A 20,063-nucleotide genomic window follows, 5' to 3' on the forward strand; every position below is an offset into this window, starting at 1 on the left:
TCTGTTTCGCTCCTCTATAACGTTTTAATTTCTTTTCGATCGGTTGTTTTTGATAACTTCCCTTCACGGCTTTGTAACTCCGCTTCCAGTTCAGCAAGGGTGATGTCTTTTTCAGCGAGCAACACCATCACATGGTACATCAAATCTGCGACCTCTAGTAAAATTTCTGGTTTATCATTATTTTTGGCTGCAATCACAACCTCAGTTGCCTCTTCACCAATTTTCTTAAGAATTTTATCCTGACCTTTATCAAAAAGATAGTTTGTATAACTGCCTGTTTTTGGCGTGATTTTACGTTGATTAATTTCAGTCATTAGACGTTCAAGTGCTTCCATGTAATCTCCTCCAAACTATTCTCTTTCGCTCTATTATATACAAAGCGCTTCCCATTCTGCAACCTTAAAACAATATTTAAAAAAGCATAGAATAATGAGGCTTTTCCATGCTCGTCAACTTATTGAAGTTCTTTAAAAAAGCAGGATTTTGCTCCTGTATGGCAAGCGCTCCCACCTTGTTGTTTCACTCGAATTAATAAGGTATCATTGTCACAATCTGTAATGATTTTACACACTTCTTGATAATGACCACTGGTTGCACCTTTATGCCACAATTCGTCGCGGGATCGTGAATAAAACCAAGTATGCCCGCTAGTTAATGTTTTTTGGTACGATTCTTCATTCATATAACCAAGCATAAGCACATCACCTGTTAAGTCTTCTACAATAATAGCGGGAATTAAGCCCTCTTGTTTCGAAAATGCTAATTCAGTCATACACGCACCGCCAATCCATTGTTTGCCAGTTCTTCTTTTACCTGAGCAATATTCACGTCGCCATAATGAAAAATAGAAGCGGCTAATGCGGCATCCACGTTTGTTTCTTTGAACACATCAACAATATGTTGGGATGTGCCACAACCTCCTGAAGCAATAACTGGAATAGAAACAGCTGCAGTGATAGCATTAAGTAGTTGAGTATCGTAACCATCTTTCGTACCGTCTTTATCCATGCTCGTTACCAATAATTCACCTGCACCCAAAGCTTCCACCTCTTTTGCCCAAACAATGGCATCTAATCCTGTCGCAATACGTCCACCTGCGGAATAAACTTCCCATCCCGTCACACAGCGCTTCACATCCATCGCAACCACGATGCATTGCGAACCAAATTTTTGAGCCCCGTCTGTAATTAATGTTGGTTGCTTTATTGCTGCAGAATTTAATGAAATTTTATCTGCACCTGCTTGCAACATGGCTTTCATTTCAGCCACTGATTGAATCCCTCCACCCACTGTTAATGGAATAAACACTTCCGCGGCAGTACGTTCCACTACATCAATCATCGTTGCTCGTTTTTCTACGGTGGCTGTAATGTCTAGAAAAACTAATTCATCAGCACCTTCGGCATTGTATTGTTTTGCTATCGCGACTGGATCACCCACATCTTGTAATTCTACAAAGTTAACCCCTTTAACAACACGACCCGCAGTTACATCTAAACAGGGAATGATTCGTTTAGTTAGCATTATTTTCCACCTCCACTACTTCTGCCATTGTTAGTTTTCCTTCATAAAGCGCCTTGCCGCTGATTACCCCGTATAAACCTAACTGTGAGCAAGCCAACAAATCTGCTTTTGATGAAATCCCTCCTGATGCTATCACATCAAGTCCTGGTACCGTGTTTATTTCTGTGAGCTCCATTAAGTTGGGGCCACTCATCGTTCCATCACGACCAATGTCTGTATAAACAATCCGCGTGACGCCACGACGTACCATTTCTTGAGCTAAATCAAGGTAACTCACTGTGCTGGTTTCTAACCAACCTTCCGTTGCAACTTTACCTGCACGCGCATCAATTCCGACAACAATTTTTTCCGTGCCAAAACGTGTTATTGCTTCTTCGACTAATTCAGGTGCTTGTAAAGCAATCGAACCTAAAATAACGCGTGATACACCTAACTTTAATAGCGCTTGGATTTGTTCAATAGTCCGAATCCCACCACCTAATTGGACAGGAATATTGACTGCCTCAACAATGTTTGCCACAACATCAAGGTTAGCTGAAGCACCTTGTACGGCTCCGTCTAAATCAACGATGTGTAAATACCGCGCCCCTGCGTTCTCGAATGTTCGCGCTTGTGCGACTGGATCAGGATTAACAATGGTTTTTTTATTAAAATCACCTTGGTAAAGCCTCACCGATAAGCCGTCTTTTAAATCGATTGCTGGGAAGATGAACATGCGACCACCACCTCTTTAAATAATTTTAAAACTTGAAACCCTGCATCACCGCTTTTTTCAGGGTGAAACTGTGTTCCAAAGACGTTGTTTTTCTGTACAATTCCAGGTATTTTAACGCCATAATCACTGCTCGCCAAGATATAGTCCGAAGCAGTCACCGCATAGTAAGAGTGAACATAATACACATACGCGTGGTTCACTAGATTAAATAATGAGTCTTGCTGGCTTTCAAGCTGATTCCATCCCATATGTGGCACCTTTAAGTTTGATTCGGGTAATCGTTCAACACGACCAGGGATTAATCCTAGCCCTCGTGTTTCACCGTACTCTGTACTTGAGTCAAATAAGAGTTGCATGCCTACACAGACGCCCAACAAAGGTTTTCCGTTTTGAACCACCTCTTTAATGAGTGTATCTAGACCACGTGTCTCCATATTTGCCATTGCCTGAGCGAAGGCACCCACGCCTGGTAAAATAATACCGTCGCTTTGGCGAATGATGGCGGGATCAGCGGTAATAATATGTTCTAAACCGATATGTGTCAATGCTTTTCCAACACTGCGTGTGTTACCTGTATCGTAGTCCACCACGGCAATCATAATAAACTCCCTTTCGTTGAATTGACACCGTTGATACTTGTATCAATCGTAACCGCTTCACGTAAAGCACGGCCAAAAGCTTTAAAAAGCGCTTCAATTTTATGATGAGTGTTTGTGCCATACAACACTTTAACATGACAGTTCATTTCAGCATTGAACGTCACTGCTTGGAAAAATTCTAATACGAGCTCTGTGTCAAATAAACCTAATTTAGGATTGCTAAAGTTCGCATCAAATACCAAATATGAACGGCCACTTAAATCAATTGATACTTGACCAAGCGCTTCATCCATTGGTACAAACTGAGTACCATAGCGTACAATTTGCGATTTATCACCGAGTGCGTCTTTCAAGCATTGTCCCAACACAATACCAATATCTTCAACTGTATGATGTGCATCTACTTCAATATCACCCTCTGCTTTTACAATTAAACCAAAACGGCCATGTTTTGCAAATAAGTGGAGCATATGATCAAAAAAAGGCACGCCTGTTTGGATATCGATTGTTGTTTCATCATCAAGATTAAGGGCTAAGACAATTTGTGTTTCACCTGTTTTACGACTTAACTCTGCTGTTCGCATATTATTCCTCCTCAAATCGAATTTTTATCGCTCGTGCATGTGCATCTAAACCTTCTTTTTCTGCTAAATAAATAACATCATCCATATCTCTTTTAAGAGCATCTTTTGTATAGGAAATAAACGACGATTTTTTACAAAAATCATCCACATTAAGACCAGAAAAGAAGCGTGCGGTGCCACTTGTCGGTAATACATGATTTGGACCGGCGAGGTAATCACCTAATGGTTCCGAGGCATAGGCACCTAAAAAGATAGAACCAGCATTATGAATGGCTGCTAAATGACTCATGGCATCCGTTACTTGAACTTCTAAGTGTTCAGGAGCTATGACGTTAACTACTTCAAAGGCTTCAGCTAAAGAGTTTACCACGATGGCTGTACCATAGGTTGCAATCGCTTCACGAGCAATCGCTTCTCGCGGCAGATCGCGCAGTTGTTTTTCGACTTCAGCGGCAACTGCTGTCGCTTGTTGCAATGAAGGGGTGACTAGGATGGCTCGAGAACGTTGGTCATGTTCAGCCTGTGACAATAAATCAGCTGCGATAAAACGTGGGTTAGCAAACGCATCTGCAACGACAACTACTTCAGAGGGACCCGCAATCATATCAATGCCTACCTGCCCAAAGACTTGTTTTTTTGCCGTTGCAACATACACATTACCTGGTCCAACGATCTTATCAACTGCTGTAATTGACTCTGTGCCATACGCCAAAGCTGCAATAGCCTGAACCCCGCCTACTTGATAAACTTCTGTCACACCTGCAATCTTTGCAGCTGCCAAAATATAAGGATTGACACCTTTTTCACTCGGTGGTGTTACCATCGTTATCCTTGGAACACCCGCAATTTTAGCTGGCAACACATTCATTAACACGGAGGATGGATAAGCTGCCGTACCGCCAGGCACATAAACGCCAACCGCAGCAATTGGTCGAATCAATTGCCCGCGTATAATACCTGGTTCGTTTGCATCCATATAATTATGACGTTTTTGCTGTTCGTGATAAGAAGTGATGTTTCGTTTTGCATGTGTCATTGCTTGAATAAAAGCAGATTCGACTGATTGGTAGGCGGCATCAATTTCGGCCTCACTCACACGAAAATCGGCTAACGTGACATGATCGTATGTTTCAGTATATGAACGAATGGCCGTATCTCCTTCAATCTTTATCTTCTGAAGCATTTCACTTACTTGTGTTTCGATGGCTTGATGGATTGTTGCTTCACCTTGGTCCCATTCGCTGAGAAGATTTCGAACAGCATCAACTGTCATTTTTTCAATTTTCATACGTCAGCCTCCTGTCTGTTTTCAATGTAAGTGTCTAAACGATCAATCAAATCAAAAATCGGTTGCGTATGTTTTTTCAGTGCTGTACGATTAACGATTAAACGCGCGGATATAGGTGCTAATTTATCAAAAATGACCAAACCATTTTCACGTAATGTTTCACCTGTTTCAACGATATCCACAATAGCATCTGCTAACCCTAATAGTGGTGCGATTTCTACTGATCCTTCTATTTTAATGATTTCGACATCTTGACCTTGCTGGCGAAAATAATGAGCGGCTACATTTGGGTATTTTGTTGCAATGACTTTTCGACGCTGGCTTTCTGGGTCATAGCTTGGAACGGAAGCCAAACAAAAATCACATTTTCCAAATTGTAAATCCAGCATTTCAAAATCATCTTTACCATTTTCTAGCAACACATCTTTACCGACAATACCGATGTCTGCCACACCATGTTCAACATAGGTAAGAACGTCGACGGCTTTGACAAGAATGAAGCGGAAATCACGATTCTGACTTTGAAGGATGAGCTTGCGTCCTTTATCTTTAACCTCTGTACAATCAATACCAAGTGACTCAAGGATACGTATTGTTTCTTTTTCTAAACGGCCCTTAGTGAGTGCAATTGTAATTGGTGTAGTCATGATGTCTCCCCCTTTTCAACAGACTCAGTCGTAACGCCATCTTTTTGACAAATAACAAGCGTCTGAAAGCCATGTTCTATGGCATATTCACGGGATTCAACGACTGTTTCACATACGCTCAATTCATTCAACGGTCCCTGAGCACGTTTCAATGCATCAACAACTGCTGCTTCCTCGTAGTGGATCAATGTGCGAATGGCTTTATTCGTTAGTTCGCTTTGTTGTTGTTTCAGACGTACAATTTCATCGAGATTAACGCCCACTCCAACTGCGGCGCGTTTTTGACCTTCAAAACGTTGGAATAGATCATCATACCGTCCCCCACTTAAAAATTCAGTGGCCGAAGACGTGGCATAACCTCTAAAAATAACACCTGTATAGTATTCAAATGTTTGAACCATCCCTAAATCCACACTTAGTGCCGTGCCATAGCCAAGTAAGGTTAATTGATACACAAGTGCTTCAATACGATCGATCGCTTGATGAATCGAACGACTGGTTGTTAACCCACGAACATGTGTCAGCAACGACGTTTCTCCGAATAAACGTGGCAATTCTAACAAGAACGCTTTCTCTTGTGGGTGTTCCGCTGCAAAAGCTCGAATACCTGATAAGCTTTTACTTGTTAACAATGAAGCAAAGTGCAATCGTTGTTCTTCATCAAGACCTAATTCACTGCAAAGTGACTGATATATTTCTGCATGACCAATTTCAATGATTGTATCGTCTAATCCAACGGCTTGTAAGCTTTGGATAACAGTTGCAACAGCCTCAACTTCTGCTTTTAACGGATCACCACCGATGATTTCAATACCCGTTTGCATTTGCTCGTTATTCTTACCGGTATAATCATCAAATACGCGAAATACCTTGCCGCTGTATGTTAATTTCAACGGCCCTTTCAAACCAATCGTTGAAACCACGCGACCAATCGGCAATGTCATATCAGGACGTAAAGCTAACGTACGACCTCGATCATCAAAAAATTGATAGAGCCTTTGTTCACGTTCTTCGCGCCCTCTTGAAAAAACATCTTTATACTCAAATGTCGGCGTTTCAATCTGACGATATCCCTTCGTATAAAAAAAAGCCATCATCTTATACGCTGTTTCAGTCATTTGACGTGATTCACCAAACAATTTATCGCGTGTCCCATAGGGTAATGCTCGATTCCAACTCATTTAAGCCCTCCTTCATTCCGTTTCGCTTTATCTTGTTATCATAGTAACGCACTAAAGCGTTTTTATCAAGTATTTTTTACCTATAAACAAAAAATTCTGATTTTTCAACAACTGAATGAGTATATATAATTGAAAAAAAAAAGATAGAGCATTAAATACTCTATCTTTCGCTTCTATTATTTCACAACGCGTTTTGCGAAGCTTGGTTTATAATATTTTGTTTGTGTTACTTTTACACGATCGCCTGGTTTAGGTGCATGTACCATCTTACCTTGACCAATATAAACACCGACGTGGTAAGAAGCTTTTTCGCTGCCGTAAAACAATAAATCACCTGGTTGTACTTGCTTCAAGTTAACTTTTTTCGCTTTCACTTTTCCTTGTTGTTGAGAAGTACGTGGAAGCTTAGTTTTAACTGCTTTTTTATACACATACTGAGTTAGGCCTGAACAATCAAAACCTTTTGTTGTTGTTCCACCCATTTTGTATTTAACACCAATCGTTTTCTTTACTTCTGAAACAATTTTTCCTTGTTTCGTCGTTGCTGCAGCTGCTTCATGCATTGGAAAAACACTGCTAAAAAAAGCAACAAGCATTAAAATTGATAATAGACGTTTCATGCAATCTAACCCCCAGATAATTTAAGCGCTTCACATATTACCCCTAATACGTCAGCTACTCAGATATACTTAACTTTTTAAGAATACCATGCTTATATTACAGTTAGATTGCAGTTACTTTAATATCTTAAGTGTTTTTACTTTTGATACCTGCAATAAGATTGAGGATACCTTGTAGAGAAAATATCTCGAAAATCCCCATAATGATTAAAGTAATGCCCCAAGCACGTGCAGGTTTTTCTACAATACGGAGTTGGCTATTGGCAATAAAACCAAGAGTCGCCAATATGATATGATAAAAACCCCATAAAACTACCATTAATATTAATTGATTGAGCAGATTTTCAGCATCCGCTTGCTCTGGGTAACCGTATTCGACAAGGCTCTGCTGCAACTCTGTAATATTTGTTTGACTATACAATAGATAGGCACTGAAAAAAGTGATGAGTCCGACAAAAACATTAACAATTGCGGCAATGAGTACCATGGTTATACTTGCTTTCCTTTTCACTTTGATACACCTCCTTTTCCTCTTTATTTAATAGGTCTCTTCTATTAAAACATACTTCATTAAAAAGCCAAACTAATTACAGATAAAACACGTTTACAAATCGGTCTATTTATGTTTGACGAAAATAAATAGTTCTCATTAACTAGTTACAAAATATTTGCAAAACAATATTATGGACTTATTTAGCTTCTACAGCTTGTAGAAACGGGATTTGACGCTTAAGCAATACAGCGAATTATTGTTCTTTTAAAATAACTAGTAAAAAATGAGCTGGCTATTAATCAAATACGTGGTATAGTTAATATATATAGTAGGAGGTGAAATATATGAACATGCATCCTGTTGATTCAGAAGAAATCATTAGCATTGGATACAGCCAATCGAAACAAGAATTACATGTTGAACTATCTACCTCAACGAATGCCTACCTTAACGTACCTTCTTATATTTTTCAGGGACTTATGTCGGCGGCTTCAAAAGGAGAATATTATAACGTCTATATCGAAAACAGCTTTGAACATCGTCAAGTTACCGAAGCGTAAATTAAATTTACAGTGTATGCTAATCTTGAGTCCAAAAGGATTCAGGGTTTTTATTTTGGTTTGATATTCAAATGAAACATAAAACGAACACCTTTACGCTCAACAGCCTACTCTTTATTCAAATTAATTAAAAATTATTCACACAGCTATCTTTTGATAGTTGTTTTTTTTGAAATAAAAAAGCCACCCGTTTAAAGGATGGCTTCTAAGAAGTAAAATCTAGCTAAGTTTTTATTCAGAAATTATTTTTCGTTATCGATTGGAATAAATGAATCATCCAATATTTTACGTAAAACACCAGCTGAGTTTTCCATTGCTTTTTGTTCTTCTTCATTCAATGGTACTTCAGCAATTTTAACGACACCGTTAGCACCTAATACAGCTGGTGTTCCAACATATACATCGTTTAATCCGTAATTTGAACCATCCATATAAACGCTTAAAGGTAAAACTGCGTTTTCGTTGTTTAAGATAACGCGAGTTATACGTGCTAATGCACTAGCAACACCATATGCTGTTGCGCCTTTACGTTCAATAATATAGTAAGCTGCGTCACGAACTTTAGCTAAAACTGCTTCTTTTTTCTCAGCATCTAATGGGCCAGTCCAGCTTTCAATTGGCAAGTTACCAATACGAATATTTGACCAAGCGATAAATTCTGAATCACCGTGTTCGCCTAAAACATAACCATGAACACTACCTGCTTCAACGTCAATTAATTCAGCGACTGTTTGGCGTAAACGAGCTGTATCTAATGAAGTACCTGATCCGATAACACGTTCTGGTGGGAAACCTGTCCATTTCATTGTTGCATATGACAAGATGTCCACTGGGTTTGCTGCAATAAGGAAGATTCCATTAAAATCAGTTTTCATAATTTCACCTAAAATTGATTTTAGAATACGTAGGTTACGTGATACAAGTTCCAAACGAGTTTCGCCTGGTTTTTGAGCTGTACCAGCTGTAATACAGATAACATCTGCATCGCCACAGTCAGAATAATCTGCTGAATAAACTTTCATTGGTGATAAGAATGGTAAAGCATGTTTCAAATCTAATGCGTCACCTTCTGTACGACGTTTATCTACATCAATAATACCTAATTCATTTCCGATGCCTTGGTTTACTAATGAGAACGCATAGGCAGAACCTACTGCTCCATCTCCTACTAAGATTACTTTTTTGTTGTTTGGAATAATTGCTGTCATTTTAAATTCCCCCTGAGTTGTTTTTGTAATTTACACCCTTATTATATGATTAAGCCTTAAACTATTACAATAGATAATAACACGATTAATGATATAAATACTTTAATATGAACAACATGTGACAGCCCGTGAACGTTGCTACATCAATATTCGTATTCAACTATCATTTGTGACGGGTTTCGCTTTTTTGTCACATTTTCCTGTCACATGCTACAAAAGCAATGGAAGCGTTTCCGCATCTTCATAGTCACACTTTAAAGTGAAATTCAAAAAAAATAGTACGTACTTTTAGCTAAAAACGGTTATACTATAGATGCAAAGGCAAAAGGCTTTAGACAGCTGTTTGCAAATAACTATATATAAAGAGGAGTCGGTTTTTTATGAATGAATGGGCGCAGATTTATAATCCATTAGGTAACATTGCATTATCAGGTATTGTTGCAGCACTACCAATTATCACTTTCCTACTATGTTTAACTGTTTTCAAATTACAAGGTTACATTTCAGGTCTTATTAGTATCATCGTAGCTGCAGTTATTGCAGTCTCTGTTTATGGCTTTCCAGTTCAAAAAGTTTTCGGTGCTACAACATTAGGTGTTTTATCAGCTATATGGCCTGTAGCAAGTATCATTGTTACTGCTATCTTCCTATATAAACTTACTGTTAAAACAGGATACTTCGAAATCATTAAAAGTTCTATCACATCAGTAACAGCCGATCAACGGATTCAAGTCATCATCGTAGCCTTTTCATTCGGTGCTTTCTTAGAAGGTGCTGCTGGCTTTGGTGCACCTGTTGCAATTACAGCTGCTATCCTTGTAGGACTTGGCTTCAAACCGCTTTATGCTGCTGGGCTTTGTCTCCTCGCTAATATCGCTGGTGGTGCTTACGGCGCTATGGGTATTCCCGTACTTTCGCCAGCGCTATTAACAAACTTAGACCCACTTTCAGTATCAGCTTACACATCTGTATTAATGCCAATCATTTCATTTATTATCGTTTTCATCCTCATCTTCACAATTGATGGTATTAAAGGTATTCGTCAAACAATGCCTGCAATTCTTGTCAGTGGTGGTGTGTTCGCAGTTGTTCAATTCGCTATTCTTAATACAATTGGACCTGCACTCGTTGATATTTTCTCTGCACTTGCAAGTTTAATTGCTCTAATCGTACTCTTACGTTTCTGGCAACCAAAAGAAATTTATCGTATTAATAAAGATGAAAAAGTTGAAGCAGAAGAAGATAAAGTTAAATACTCATTTAAACAAATTTCATTTGCTTGGTTACCATTCCTTTTACTAACAATTTTTGTTACTATTTTAAACCTCGGTTTTGTTAAAGCATTATTTGCACCAGATGGCCCTTTAAACAAATTGATTTTCAACATTCAAATTCCAGGGCTACATAATTCAGTCGTACAATCTGCTCCTGTTGTTGAAACACAAACAACAATGGCCGCAATATTCAAGCTTGATTTATTCACAAACACAACGACTGCCATTGCTTTAGCAGCGTTAATCACAATGATTATCTTTAAAGTAAGCTTCAAAACATATAAAGACACAGCGTTAGAAACAATTAAAGAATTATGGCGTCCAATCTTAACTATCTGTAGTGTGTTAGCACTCTCATTCATCTGTACATACTCAGGTATTTCAGCTACAATGGGGATCGCACTTGCAAGTACAGGAAACCTTTTCCCTCTCTTCTCTCCAGTATTAGGTTGGTTAGGCGTATTCTTAACAGGATCAGTTGTAAACAGTGGTTCTCTCTTTGCACCTTTACAAGCCGTTACAGCAACACAAATCGGTATTGACCCTGCATTCCTAGTAGCAATCAATGTACTCGGTGGCGACATGGCTAAGATGATTTCACCACAATCAATCGCAGTTGCAACAGCCGCAGTAGGTTTAGTAGGACGTGAAAGCGAACTATTCAAATTTACAATTAAATTCAGTGTCATCTTCTTGGTAGCAGTTGGCTTGTTCAGCTTAGTATTCTCAATGCTGTTTCTATAAAAGATTGAAAGAATAACAAGCTCATTCTAATTTATCCAAATTGAAATGCTAAAAAAATCACTCATTAGACTAAGGAAATTAAATTGTTATAGACTGGTCATCGAAAGAAAGAGAAACTCGTTTTACTTTCATCCAAATTGAAATGCTAAAAAAATCACTCATTAGACTAAAGAAATTAAATTGTTATAGACTGGTCCATGTCTATACTCCAATTTGATTTTCAGGTCTAGTGATTTTTTTATGTGTTTATGAAATTTTGATAAAGTAAGCTTGGAATTCTGGAGACAGAAAATGCAAGCAACATTAACCTCGTAAAAACACTGATAAATTGGAATCTATAAACCATCCACTACTTTTTGACTAAGGAATTTAAGTTGGATAGACTGATTACTGAAAGAAAAGCAAGCTCGTTCTACTTTATCTCAATTGGAATACAATAAAAAATACGGCGTGTTAGACTAGAAATTTTAATCGTTATAGACTGATCCATGTCTATTTCTGATTTAAATTTCAGGTCTCGCCGTATTTTTTTGTCGTTATGAAATTTTTGTTGAATTGTCTTGAAGTACTAGAGAACAGTATAAGTAGCTTCAAGACAATTACTTTACGAGAAGAGTATGGGTGTTGACCTTGTTGTTAAGAAATGAGCTTACAAAGATATTATGGGACGGAGCCTTCGATAAATGATAGTACCATTCCATTATTAAAGCAGTTGAGTCCCATTCCATTTGTTAATTACTTAGAGTACCATCCCAAACTTTAATTCCTGGTCATTCCATTTTTCATATTTCTATAAATTTAATAAATAATAAAAACGCCTAGACTTTTGTCAGGGCGTTTTTTTAGTTATTGATAATATAAATTTGCATTTTTAGCTTATTATAGCTCTAAAAACATCGAATCCTCATCATAATATTTAACACCATCGAACATTGCATTAGGTTCGGTGCCGTATGTCTCAAAACCAAATGTTTCATAAAAAGCTTTAGCTCGCTCATTCTCAGAGACGACAATTAATGTGAGCATCTTAAGGCCTTCCAAAGTACGGGCATGTGCGATAGTATATTCAATCACTGCTTTCGCAATCCCAGTTCCTCGATAGGCTTTTTCACAATATATACCTGCTAGACTACCTTTATGTTGCTCTTTTTCTTCATCTGCTCTAATAAATGATGCTGTACATACGAGCTGATTCTCTTCGAAACCACCAACAACAAATTGTTCTTCAGAAGGCACTAAACGTTGTTCAAATTCTTTTAACGGTAAGTCACATTCCAACTCATAGGTTGAACCGAAGGCGCTTGCATCTGTTTGAAGACCTTTAAGCCGTAGTTTTCTAAACTCTTCTGCATCTTTTTCTGTTAAAATCCTCATTTTCATACGCTTTTCCTCCTTGAAAAGATCATTCAGTTTATATCTTAAAATAGTATAGGTAGCTGCGTAAAAATATTGCTCCTATTAACATACCTCACGTTTTTTTAGTAACGCTTACTTATTATTTTAACAAAAAATGATTATAAATGTTGATTGTGTGCATCTCGACAGTAATAATATCCTCAAATACTAAAACGTTCACACAATAAAACAGTTATCTAAAGGTAGGTTGGCTATCGAAAGTTTAGAAGCGACTGATTGTACCCAACTCAAAAAATCTAACCGAAAAGAATATACTATCATCCCTAATAGCAAAGGTATCAAAATAATAACATCTCAGTAAAGATTTCATTAATTTGATATATGTCTCTATAATTTAGTGAGTGAGTAAGCAATTATTAGTAGCTATTTCCATCAAAAAAATATCAAAGCCATGCACAAATAAAAGAAGTAAAGTGAGCTCATTTAGAAGGACGTTATTTGAAAAAAAAGCCACAAAAAAATTGTGGCTGCTTTAATGACAATTTAAAATTCATTAATCAATTAAGCTGATTGCTTCTTTAAATTCAAATTCACCCTCCGAATAATCAAATTTAAGAATACAACAGTTTGTAAATTTAATGTTTTTTATCCGCTCTTGTGATACCCATTTTTGGATAAAGCGGTACATCGCTCCCCCATGACTCACACATAAAATAGTATTGTGATTTTCATTTTCCATCACTTCAATTAAAGTACTATTCATTCTCTTTTGAACTTGCTCACTAGATTCTCCACCATAATCTACAAAAAAATAACCATAGGAAGTCTCACCCTCCTTAATTTTCGGATTTAATTGTTCACTTTCTCCTTCAAATAGGCCAAAATTCCATTCCTTAATACCTTTTAAATGAGCTACATTTTTATAGCTACACACTATTTCGGCTGTATCGACAGCTCTTTCTTGTGTTGACGAATAAGCAAAATCAAAGTTTATCTCATGATTAATAAAATAGTCCCTAACAATTTCAGCTTGCTTAATTCCTTCATCTGTTAACGGTGAATCACAAGCTCCTTGTATCTTACCTCTTAAATTAAAAAGTGTTTGACCATGTCTCATCAAATACAATGTTTTCATATTTTTACCTTCCTTTCTTATCCACCCTCTTTATTTTGTATATTAATTATAGTACATTATACTATTTTAAACCATGAGCCTGAGTTTTGAATCGTTGGCTATTATTTGCGGTAATTTCACTTCTTCTAGGTGACTTTTTTTATTGTTAATTTAAGTTTTTACCGACTCACTATTCACTGCTTTTTCAACCGTTATAAATACTGGCCCACTTACTGGTAACACGTTATTTATAGCCTGATTTTTTTGCGATTTTTGTCATTTCAAATCTCATCAAACAGCAAATTTCACCTGATTCCTAAAAAAAATCAGAGCTACAATGTAGCCCTGATTTTCTGTTCTTTATCATTAATCAAACTGTATCATTACCTGTCCTTTTGGATGACCTTTTGCTACTAATTCTAGCATTTTATCAATATCTTCCAAATTGAATTTTGTCGGATTAATCGCTTGAACAATCTTATTTTTACGATATATCAGATATTTATTTTAATTGTTTTATTTCTGATTGAACAAAAAATGAAATGATATTCAATTTTTTCAGCTTTACTTTATGATACTTACTTTTGTAGCCAATCTGCAGGGTATGTCACGTAAACAAAACGCGCGTCACCTTGAACTGAGAATTTAATAGCACTACCTTTAGGTACAAGTATGATTTCACCTGGTCCTGCTGAGATCGTTCGTCCTTCAACTATCACATCTAAACGACCTTCAATAATGTAATCAATCTCATCATATTCTAGTTTCCAGTCAAACGTTGTATCTTTCATCACCATTAGACCACAGCCTAAACGTGGGCTTTCCTCTAACGATACTAAATCTTTACAATAGACAACATCATTGGGGTTACCAGTATCTAAACGATCATCTTCTGATACATCTAATTGGGGTAGTTTTATCGAGATTACACCACTGGGGTCAACGACGCGATTTGATTGAGTGATACCATTTTCCATTAAAAGGTTACGCACAATCGCTTCAATTGCTGAACGGTCAATATTTGTCATTTTAAACACTCCTCTTATTACATAATTGTTGTTATTATATACAGTTTGTCGTGTATTATTTTTTAGCTTGTTTGTTATTTTTTAACATGCGGTTTGCCATAAACATTGCGACAAAGACTGCACATACACCGGCAATAATCTTACCTACCATCATTGGGAAAATCATCTCAGGTGCAACACCCGCTGTAAATCCAAGGTGATCGCCTAAAACAAATGATGCGGATACTGCAAAAGCAACGTTGATAATTTTACCGCGGTTATCCATATCTTTCATCATTTGAAACATCGGAATGCTATTTGCTAATGTCGCTACCATACCCGCTGCAGCAATATCATTGATGCCTAGTAGTTTACCTAATTTCATCAATGGTTTTCTGAAGACTTTTGTTAACACATATACAAAACAGAAAGCTCCGGCAAGTGTTAAAGCAATACCGCCGACAACTTCAATCCCTTCAGTAACAGGTGTTAACCCTTCAATAATGGTGATATTAAGCAATTGCTCTGTCGCACCGAGTGCTAAACCAAGAATCGCAACAATCACAACACCTTTTCCAAAGACAGTAAAGCCTCTAATCATCGCATCTGGTTTAAACCATAGTCCTGCCATAATAATGGCTGCTACAAGAACGATAGGTACTAAGTTATGCAAAATCATCGCAATTGGGAAACCGGCTACTAACCCACCTGCCAATAAACCGATTGGAATCGTAATCAAACCTGAAAGAACACCTGTTGCCAAGTATTGATTATCATTTTTGTTGATAATTCCTAACGCTACTGGAATAGTAAATACAAGCGTCGGTCTCATCATTGCTCCTAAGATAGTCCCTGCAAATAAACCAGCTTCAGGCGTATTCGCCATTTCCACAGCTAATTGATACCCACCCATATCGTTTGCTAACAAGGTTGTTGCAAACATAGCTGGATCAGCACCTAAAAAGCTATAAATGGGTACAACAATTGGGCTTAATAATTTAGCCAAAAGAGTTGCAATTGTTATAATACCGACCATTGAAAGTGTTAAAGCGCCCATCGCCATAATACCCTCTTCAAAGCGTTCGCCTAAACCGAATTTATTGCCAAAACATTTATCAAGTGCTCCTAATATCATAAAGAACACCATGATGTACATAATAATTTCATTAATACTCATCATTTTCCTCCTAATTCGTTATTCAATTCAACTGGATACCAGTTAATTGCCACGATCAACGGAATCAATAATCCCAACAATCATCGCATCTAACGGTACATCTGGATGTGATGCAGCCACACGTGCGGCACTGCCTTCAGTGACAAGAACAAGGTCTCCTAAACCGGCTCCAACAATATCACCCGCGACAAGTGATCGCTGAGTGTGTGTGGTTTCATCGGTACATACAGTCACAATTAAAAAGGTAATACCATTCAATTTTTCATCTTTACGTGTGGACCATAAACTACCGGTTACTTTACCGATTAACATGAGCTATCGTCCCTTTCTTAGTCTGTTACAACCGTCATATCATGTTGACGTATATAATCGGTTGCCAATGCAGTGAGAATTGTATTTTTAGGCAGATGAATGGTTGTTGTTCCTGCAGATAACAGTTCTTTTACATCCACTTCTGCTAAAACTTTTTTTGCTTGAGGTTGTATAGGTGTCTTTTTAGACAGGTGCACTGGAAATTTCGCAGCCTCTATATCTGCAACTGACATAAAAACAACACCATAACGCTCAAGTGTGGCACGTACTTCTTGCATTTTTTGATACAATGCGTAGCGTGTTGCTTTACGTGTATCAGACCAGTTTATCTCATCCAGGATGATTAGTGGTTTCCCAGCAAGTAACTGTTCTAGATAAAGCGTTTCATCTTCTTGGGGCATTAACGCTGCTAAACGCGCCATAGTAGGAAACGTTAACTCCCCGCAAAAAATTATATCCACTGTTGTTGGGTCCCAACATGTTGTAAGTTGATACTTTTTAGACAGCTGCTCTTTTATATCAGCCTTACACTGCATATTCATTATTAAAAGCGTTGGTTTTGTAGATTGTAAGCGACAGAGCAATTCGTCAGTTACTTTTTTTACTAGCTGCTCAAATGCTTGAGCATCCATTACTTTTCACTCTTCTTAATAATTTCACCACGAATACCTTTTTTGAAACCAACAGCATTGGCTTCATCATAATCAATGTGCATCGATGTGGCATAATCAGCACTGACACGAATAACAACATCATCAAAAATCAAAGCACGCGCTCCCTCAATTTTCACTTGGACAATTTCACCTTTGCTGACGTTAAAACGACGCGCATCTTCTTCTGTAATATGAATATGACGTTTCGCTACGATTACACCTGTTTTTAAAATAACACTTTGAGTGCCGTTGATTAACACAATCCCTGGTGTCCCTTCGATGTCTCCACTTTCACGTACAGGCACTCGCAAACCAAGCGATGTCGCATCTGTTGCAGATACTTCTACTTGTGCTGCCGGACGTTCAGGTCCTAAAATAACAACATTTTGGAACGAATTTTTGCCACTCGCAATTGTGATACGTTCCTTACATGCATATTGGCCAGGTTGTGATAAATCTTTAGCTTTTGTTAATTGGTAACCTTCACCAAATAAAGCATCGATTGTAGGGCGATCAAGGTGGATATGACGGCCTGAGGCTTCCACTTCGACTGTATTGACTTCTGGTTTAATCCGTTTGACTATCTCATCAACTAATTGATCGATGTTATTCATCTAAAACCCTCCTATAATTTAAAAATAGAAAGGGTCTGGATTCAGATAACCCTCCAAGCCCTTTCTATTTTAATACTCCTAATGGTTACACTTATTTTGGTAAGATAGCATCAACATCTGTATGTGGACGTGGGATAACGTGTACTGATAATAATTCGCCTACGCGTTCACATGCTGCAGCACCTGCATCTGTTGCCGCTTTAACTGCACCAACATCACCGCGAACCATCACTGTTACTAAACCACCACCGACTTGTTCTTTACCGATTAATTGAACGTTAGCTGCTTTCACCATAGCGTCTGCTGCTTCGATTGCGCCTACTAAACCTTTTGTTTCTACCATTCCTAATGCGTTATTCATAATAAATTCCTCCTAGTATAATTGTTTTTTTATTTATTATAATAATAGCTTTGCCACAACAGTTTTTTTGCTGCTGTCTCAAGTTATTAGTGTAATCGTTCCAATACTTTTTCAATCAGAGTGTTGATTAATTGTTCTTGTGACGTTGCGTCTGTTGAAACGGGTTCACCACGTAAATCTTCTAACTCACGTTTACCATAAGCCACACGGCGAATATTAAAGAGATTCGCAGGTCCAATATTATCAGAAGTTGAACTGCCACCGACTGCGCCACAACCAAGTGTTAAAGCAGGCATTAAGTTGGTTGTTGCACCAATCCCACCTAAAGCACCGGGTGTGTTAACTAACAAACGCGACACGGGTTTATGCAAAGCAAACTCACGAATGACATTCTTATCTTCCGAATGAATAATCATTGTGTGACCTGCCCCTTCTTGATGCAAAATTTCCATACTTAACGCACAAGCTGCTTCCCAAGTTGCCGTTGTGTAAAAGGCTAAAATTGGTGCTAACTTTTCTCGTGAGTAAGGTGCTTTGGGGCCAACATTTGTTTCTTCAGCGATTAAAACACGGGCCGATTGTGGCACTGTTAAGCCTGCTAAATCAGCAATGCGTTGCACCGATTTACCAACAATCAATGGATTCATTGTGCCATTCGCACGCATGATGAATTTTTCTAATTGCTTCGCTTCAGCAACAGATAAGAAATGCGCTCCCTGTTTTTTTAGTTCGGCAATAACAGCTGCTTTACTGACTTCCTCCACAATAATTGATTGTTCAGAAGCACAAATAGTGCCGTTATCAAATGTTTTTGAATCTAAAATATGTTTAACGGCTTGTGGAATATTCGCAGTACGCTCAATAAACGCAGGACCGTTACCTGGTCCAACACCAATTGCTGGTGTTCCTGATGAATATGCCGCTTTAACCATTGCTGATCCACCCGTTGCTAAAATAACAGCTGTATCCGTGTGTTTCATTAATTCAGCTGTCCCTTGCATGGTTGCTTTTGTCATACAGCTGACTAATCCGGCAGGACCGCCTGCTGTAGCAATTGCGGCATTAATAATGTTTATCGTCTCTAAAATGCTTTTTAACGCATTTGGATGAGGCGAAAACACAATACCATTACCTGCTTTAACAGAAATCAGTGTTTTGTACATTACTGTTGAAGTAGGATTTGTTGAAGGAATCAAGCCTGCCACTACACCCAGTGGGACAGCAACTTCCATAATACCTTCTTCGGTGTTTTCACTTAAAATACCAATCGTTTTCATGTGTTTGATTTTCTCAAATACAATTTTAGAACCAAAAGTATTTTTAACCACTTTATCCTGCCAAATACCAAAACCAGTTTCTTCATGAGCCATCTTCGCTAATTTTTCACTGTTTTCATAACACGCATTGGCAATTGCATGGCAAATATCGTTAATTTTTTCTTGTGGGAATGTAGCTAATTGCTGTTGTGCTTTTTTAGAAGCAGCTAATAGATCGCGTACTTCTTGAATTGATGCAAGATCTTTATCTAATATCATTCGTTGTCACCACTTTCTGAATGGTCTAATAAGGCTTTTACTAGCTTCGCTTTATTAGCAAATTTAATATCACCTTTTTTAATCGCCTTCACTTGTTTTTCTAACGCTAATTTTCGCAATTGATCGACCTTCATTTTTTCCAATTGTTGTAATTTAGTCATTGAAGAAGCTGTTGTTTTCTTTTCAGGCACTGTTTCAACCGTTTGTTTCACTTTTTTTTTTTCAATCAGTAAGGCCTGTGTGTCAGCATCCATGCGAGCAATCACATGACTGGATAATAAACAACCCAGTGACTCTGCAACAACACGTCCACTTTCCACTCCAGCGGTAACCGCACCAACATCCCCCATGACTTGGATGGTAGTTAAGCCGCCACTGATTTTTTCGGCATTGACCAATTCAACATCTGCTGCTTTTAATGTGGCATCCGCCGTTGCAATTGCACCGAGATAGCCATACACTTCAATTAAGCCTAGCGCTCTATTTTCCATAAAAAT

General features: G+C 37.9%; 24 protein-coding genes. 2 read left to right on the top strand and 22 right to left on the bottom strand.

The window, feature by feature from the left end:
- Positions 1-14: 14 nt before the first annotated feature.
- The 11 genes from hisE to V6S17_RS07255 form a co-directional block, all read right to left on the bottom strand.
- The gene (gene hisE, locus V6S17_RS07205; protein ID WP_051457168.1) at positions 15-335 is read right to left on the bottom strand and encodes a phosphoribosyl-ATP diphosphatase; all 321 of its coding nucleotides are present in this window, start codon (positions 333-335) and stop codon (positions 15-17) included.
- A gap of 119 nt (positions 336-454) precedes the next feature.
- The gene (gene hisI / locus V6S17_RS07210) at positions 455-772 is read right to left on the bottom strand and encodes a phosphoribosyl-AMP cyclohydrolase (protein ID WP_029092010.1); all 318 of its coding nucleotides are present in this window, start codon (positions 770-772) and stop codon (positions 455-457) included.
- Complete coding sequence (gene hisF / locus V6S17_RS07215; protein ID WP_029092011.1) at positions 769-1,524, bottom strand: imidazole glycerol phosphate synthase subunit HisF; 756 nt, start codon at positions 1,522-1,524, stop codon at positions 769-771. Before hisF ends, hisI begins: the two co-directional genes overlap by 4 nt.
- A complete protein-coding gene (gene hisA, locus V6S17_RS07220; RefSeq protein ID WP_029092012.1) occupies positions 1,514-2,239 on the bottom strand; it encodes a 1-(5-phosphoribosyl)-5-[(5-phosphoribosylamino)methylideneamino]imidazole-4-carboxamide isomerase in 726 nt (241 codons plus the stop codon). The genes hisF and hisA overlap by 11 nt, the downstream gene beginning before the upstream one ends.
- Positions 2,212-2,838, bottom strand: coding sequence for an imidazole glycerol phosphate synthase subunit HisH (gene hisH, locus V6S17_RS07225; protein WP_029092013.1), 627 nt, complete (start codon positions 2,836-2,838; stop codon positions 2,212-2,214). Before hisH ends, hisA begins: the two co-directional genes overlap by 28 nt.
- Positions 2,835-3,422 (bottom strand): imidazoleglycerol-phosphate dehydratase HisB, encoded by a 588-nt coding sequence (gene hisB / locus V6S17_RS07230; protein WP_029092014.1) that lies wholly within the window; start codon positions 3,420-3,422, stop codon positions 2,835-2,837. The genes hisH and hisB overlap by 4 nt, the downstream gene beginning before the upstream one ends.
- Position 3,423: 1 nt before the next feature.
- Positions 3,424-4,710: a histidinol dehydrogenase gene (gene hisD, locus V6S17_RS07235; RefSeq protein ID WP_029092015.1), complete on the bottom strand. Its 1,287-nt coding sequence runs from the start codon at positions 4,708-4,710 to the stop codon at positions 3,424-3,426.
- A complete protein-coding gene (gene hisG / locus V6S17_RS07240; protein ID WP_036027554.1) occupies positions 4,707-5,357 on the bottom strand; it encodes an ATP phosphoribosyltransferase in 651 nt (216 codons plus the stop codon). Before hisG ends, hisD begins: the two co-directional genes overlap by 4 nt.
- On the bottom strand, positions 5,354-6,538 hold the full coding sequence (gene hisZ, locus V6S17_RS07245) for an ATP phosphoribosyltransferase regulatory subunit (RefSeq protein WP_029092017.1): 1,185 nt from the start codon (positions 6,536-6,538) through the stop codon (positions 5,354-5,356). The genes hisG and hisZ overlap by 4 nt, the downstream gene beginning before the upstream one ends.
- Positions 6,539-6,714: 176 nt before the next feature.
- On the bottom strand, positions 6,715-7,158 hold the full coding sequence (locus tag V6S17_RS07250; protein WP_029092018.1) for a C40 family peptidase: 444 nt from the start codon (positions 7,156-7,158) through the stop codon (positions 6,715-6,717).
- Between the two features lie 127 nt (positions 7,159-7,285).
- Complete coding sequence (locus tag V6S17_RS07255) at positions 7,286-7,669, bottom strand: DUF4064 domain-containing protein (RefSeq protein ID WP_029092019.1); 384 nt, start codon at positions 7,667-7,669, stop codon at positions 7,286-7,288.
- Between the two features lie 326 nt (positions 7,670-7,995).
- Here V6S17_RS07255 and V6S17_RS07260 point away from each other — a divergent pair, with 326 nt between their 5' ends.
- Positions 7,996-8,211: a KTSC domain-containing protein gene (locus tag V6S17_RS07260; RefSeq protein WP_029092020.1), complete on the top strand. Its 216-nt coding sequence runs from the start codon at positions 7,996-7,998 to the stop codon at positions 8,209-8,211.
- Positions 8,212-8,453: 242 nt separating this feature from the next.
- Here V6S17_RS07260 and V6S17_RS07265 read toward each other — a convergent pair whose 3' ends face one another.
- Entirely contained in the window at positions 8,454-9,407 is a 954-nt protein-coding gene (locus V6S17_RS07265; protein ID WP_119905327.1) for an L-lactate dehydrogenase, read from the bottom strand.
- A 392-nt stretch (positions 9,408-9,799) separates the two neighbouring features.
- On the opposite strand from V6S17_RS07265, the gene V6S17_RS07270 reads away from it, so the two are divergent.
- Positions 9,800-11,437 carry an L-lactate permease gene (locus V6S17_RS07270; RefSeq protein WP_029092022.1) on the top strand — a complete coding sequence of 546 codons (1,638 nt, stop codon included), beginning with the start codon at positions 9,800-9,802 and terminating at the stop codon, positions 11,435-11,437.
- An 879-nt stretch (positions 11,438-12,316) separates the two neighbouring features.
- Here V6S17_RS07270 and V6S17_RS07275 read toward each other — a convergent pair.
- The 10 genes from V6S17_RS07275 to V6S17_RS07320 all read right to left on the bottom strand — a co-directional run bounded on the left by V6S17_RS07275 (position 12,317) and on the right by V6S17_RS07320 (position 20,057).
- The gene (locus V6S17_RS07275; protein WP_029092023.1) at positions 12,317-12,817 is read right to left on the bottom strand and encodes a GNAT family N-acetyltransferase; all 501 of its coding nucleotides are present in this window, start codon (positions 12,815-12,817) and stop codon (positions 12,317-12,319) included.
- A 529-nt stretch (positions 12,818-13,346) separates the two neighbouring features.
- On the bottom strand, positions 13,347-13,928 hold the full coding sequence (locus V6S17_RS07280) for a histidine phosphatase family protein (protein ID WP_029092024.1): 582 nt from the start codon (positions 13,926-13,928) through the stop codon (positions 13,347-13,349).
- Positions 13,929-14,485: 557 nt separating this feature from the next.
- Positions 14,486-14,935 (bottom strand): cupin domain-containing protein, encoded by a 450-nt coding sequence (locus V6S17_RS07285; protein ID WP_029092025.1) that lies wholly within the window; start codon positions 14,933-14,935, stop codon positions 14,486-14,488.
- Between the two features lie 55 nt (positions 14,936-14,990).
- Positions 14,991-16,091 carry an ethanolamine utilization protein EutH gene (gene eutH, locus V6S17_RS07290; RefSeq protein ID WP_029092026.1) on the bottom strand — a complete coding sequence of 367 codons (1,101 nt, stop codon included), beginning with the start codon at positions 16,089-16,091 and terminating at the stop codon, positions 14,991-14,993.
- Between the two features lie 42 nt (positions 16,092-16,133).
- Positions 16,134-16,403: a EutN/CcmL family microcompartment protein gene (locus V6S17_RS07295; RefSeq protein ID WP_029092027.1), complete on the bottom strand. Its 270-nt coding sequence runs from the start codon at positions 16,401-16,403 to the stop codon at positions 16,134-16,136.
- 17 nt (positions 16,404-16,420) lie between these two features.
- Entirely contained in the window at positions 16,421-17,035 is a 615-nt protein-coding gene (locus tag V6S17_RS07300; protein WP_029092028.1) for a hypothetical protein, read from the bottom strand.
- Positions 17,035-17,670: an ethanolamine utilization phosphate acetyltransferase EutD gene (eutD, locus tag V6S17_RS07305; RefSeq protein WP_029092029.1), complete on the bottom strand. Its 636-nt coding sequence runs from the start codon at positions 17,668-17,670 to the stop codon at positions 17,035-17,037. The genes V6S17_RS07300 and eutD overlap by 1 nt, the downstream gene beginning before the upstream one ends.
- A 91-nt stretch (positions 17,671-17,761) precedes the next feature.
- The gene (locus V6S17_RS07310; RefSeq protein ID WP_036027556.1) at positions 17,762-18,031 is read right to left on the bottom strand and encodes a BMC domain-containing protein; all 270 of its coding nucleotides are present in this window, start codon (positions 18,029-18,031) and stop codon (positions 17,762-17,764) included.
- A gap of 86 nt (positions 18,032-18,117) precedes the next feature.
- Positions 18,118-19,566, bottom strand: a complete 1,449-nt coding sequence (locus V6S17_RS07315; protein ID WP_051457170.1) for an acetaldehyde dehydrogenase (acetylating) — start codon at positions 19,564-19,566, stop codon at positions 18,118-18,120.
- The gene (locus V6S17_RS07320) at positions 19,563-20,057 is read right to left on the bottom strand and encodes a BMC domain-containing protein (RefSeq protein ID WP_029092031.1); all 495 of its coding nucleotides are present in this window, start codon (positions 20,055-20,057) and stop codon (positions 19,563-19,565) included. Before V6S17_RS07320 ends, V6S17_RS07315 begins: the two co-directional genes overlap by 4 nt.
- Positions 20,058-20,063 lie beyond the last annotated feature (6 nt).

Origin of the sequence: Brochothrix thermosphacta DSM 20171 = FSL F6-1036 (genome assembly GCF_036884295.1) — a bacterium.
GTDB lineage: Bacteria > Bacillota > Bacilli > Lactobacillales > Listeriaceae > Brochothrix > Brochothrix thermosphacta.

Excerpts from the sequence above, each read along its gene's own strand:
- hisF (WP_029092011.1), bottom strand. The coding sequence starts at position 1,524 with ATGCTAACTAAACGAATCATTCCCTGTTTAGATGTAACTGCGGGTCGT.
- V6S17_RS07315 (WP_051457170.1), bottom strand. The coding sequence starts at position 19,566 with ATGATATTAGATAAAGATCTTGCATCAATTCAAGAAGTACGCGATCTA.
- V6S17_RS07260 (WP_029092020.1), top strand. The coding sequence starts at position 7,996 with ATGAACATGCATCCTGTTGATTCAGAAGAAATCATTAGCATTGGATAC.
- V6S17_RS07250 (WP_029092018.1), bottom strand. The coding sequence starts at position 7,158 with ATGAAACGTCTATTATCAATTTTAATGCTTGTTGCTTTTTTTAGCAGT.
- hisD (WP_029092015.1), bottom strand. The coding sequence starts at position 4,710 with ATGAAAATTGAAAAAATGACAGTTGATGCTGTTCGAAATCTTCTCAGC.
- V6S17_RS07280 (WP_029092024.1), bottom strand. The coding sequence starts at position 13,928 with ATGAAAACATTGTATTTGATGAGACATGGTCAAACACTTTTTAATTTA.
- V6S17_RS07285 (WP_029092025.1), bottom strand. The coding sequence starts at position 14,935 with ATGACAAATATTGACCGTTCAGCAATTGAAGCGATTGTGCGTAACCTT.
- hisZ (WP_029092017.1), bottom strand. The coding sequence starts at position 6,538 with ATGAGTTGGAATCGAGCATTACCCTATGGGACACGCGATAAATTGTTT.
- V6S17_RS07295 (WP_029092027.1), bottom strand. The coding sequence starts at position 16,403 with ATGTTAATCGGTAAAGTAACCGGTAGTTTATGGTCCACACGTAAAGAT.
- V6S17_RS07310 (WP_036027556.1), bottom strand. The coding sequence starts at position 18,031 with ATGAATAACGCATTAGGAATGGTAGAAACAAAAGGTTTAGTAGGCGCA.
- hisB (WP_029092014.1), bottom strand. The coding sequence starts at position 3,422 with ATGCGAACAGCAGAGTTAAGTCGTAAAACAGGTGAAACACAAATTGTC.
- hisI (WP_029092010.1), bottom strand. The coding sequence starts at position 772 with ATGACTGAATTAGCATTTTCGAAACAAGAGGGCTTAATTCCCGCTATT.
- eutH (WP_029092026.1), bottom strand. The coding sequence starts at position 16,091 with ATGAGTATTAATGAAATTATTATGTACATCATGGTGTTCTTTATGATA.
- hisH (WP_029092013.1), bottom strand. The coding sequence starts at position 2,838 with ATGATTGCCGTGGTGGACTACGATACAGGTAACACACGCAGTGTTGGA.
- V6S17_RS07320 (WP_029092031.1), bottom strand. The coding sequence starts at position 20,057 with ATGGAAAATAGAGCGCTAGGCTTAATTGAAGTGTATGGCTATCTCGGT.
- V6S17_RS07275 (WP_029092023.1), bottom strand. The coding sequence starts at position 12,817 with ATGAAAATGAGGATTTTAACAGAAAAAGATGCAGAAGAGTTTAGAAAA.
- V6S17_RS07270 (WP_029092022.1), top strand. The coding sequence starts at position 9,800 with ATGAATGAATGGGCGCAGATTTATAATCCATTAGGTAACATTGCATTA.
- hisG (WP_036027554.1), bottom strand. The coding sequence starts at position 5,357 with ATGACTACACCAATTACAATTGCACTCACTAAGGGCCGTTTAGAAAAA.
- hisA (WP_029092012.1), bottom strand. The coding sequence starts at position 2,239 with ATGTTCATCTTCCCAGCAATCGATTTAAAAGACGGCTTATCGGTGAGG.
- V6S17_RS07300 (WP_029092028.1), bottom strand. The coding sequence starts at position 17,035 with ATGGATGCTCAAGCATTTGAGCAGCTAGTAAAAAAAGTAACTGACGAA.
- eutD (WP_029092029.1), bottom strand. The coding sequence starts at position 17,670 with ATGAATAACATCGATCAATTAGTTGATGAGATAGTCAAACGGATTAAA.
- hisE (WP_051457168.1), bottom strand. The coding sequence starts at position 335 with ATGGAAGCACTTGAACGTCTAATGACTGAAATTAATCAACGTAAAATC.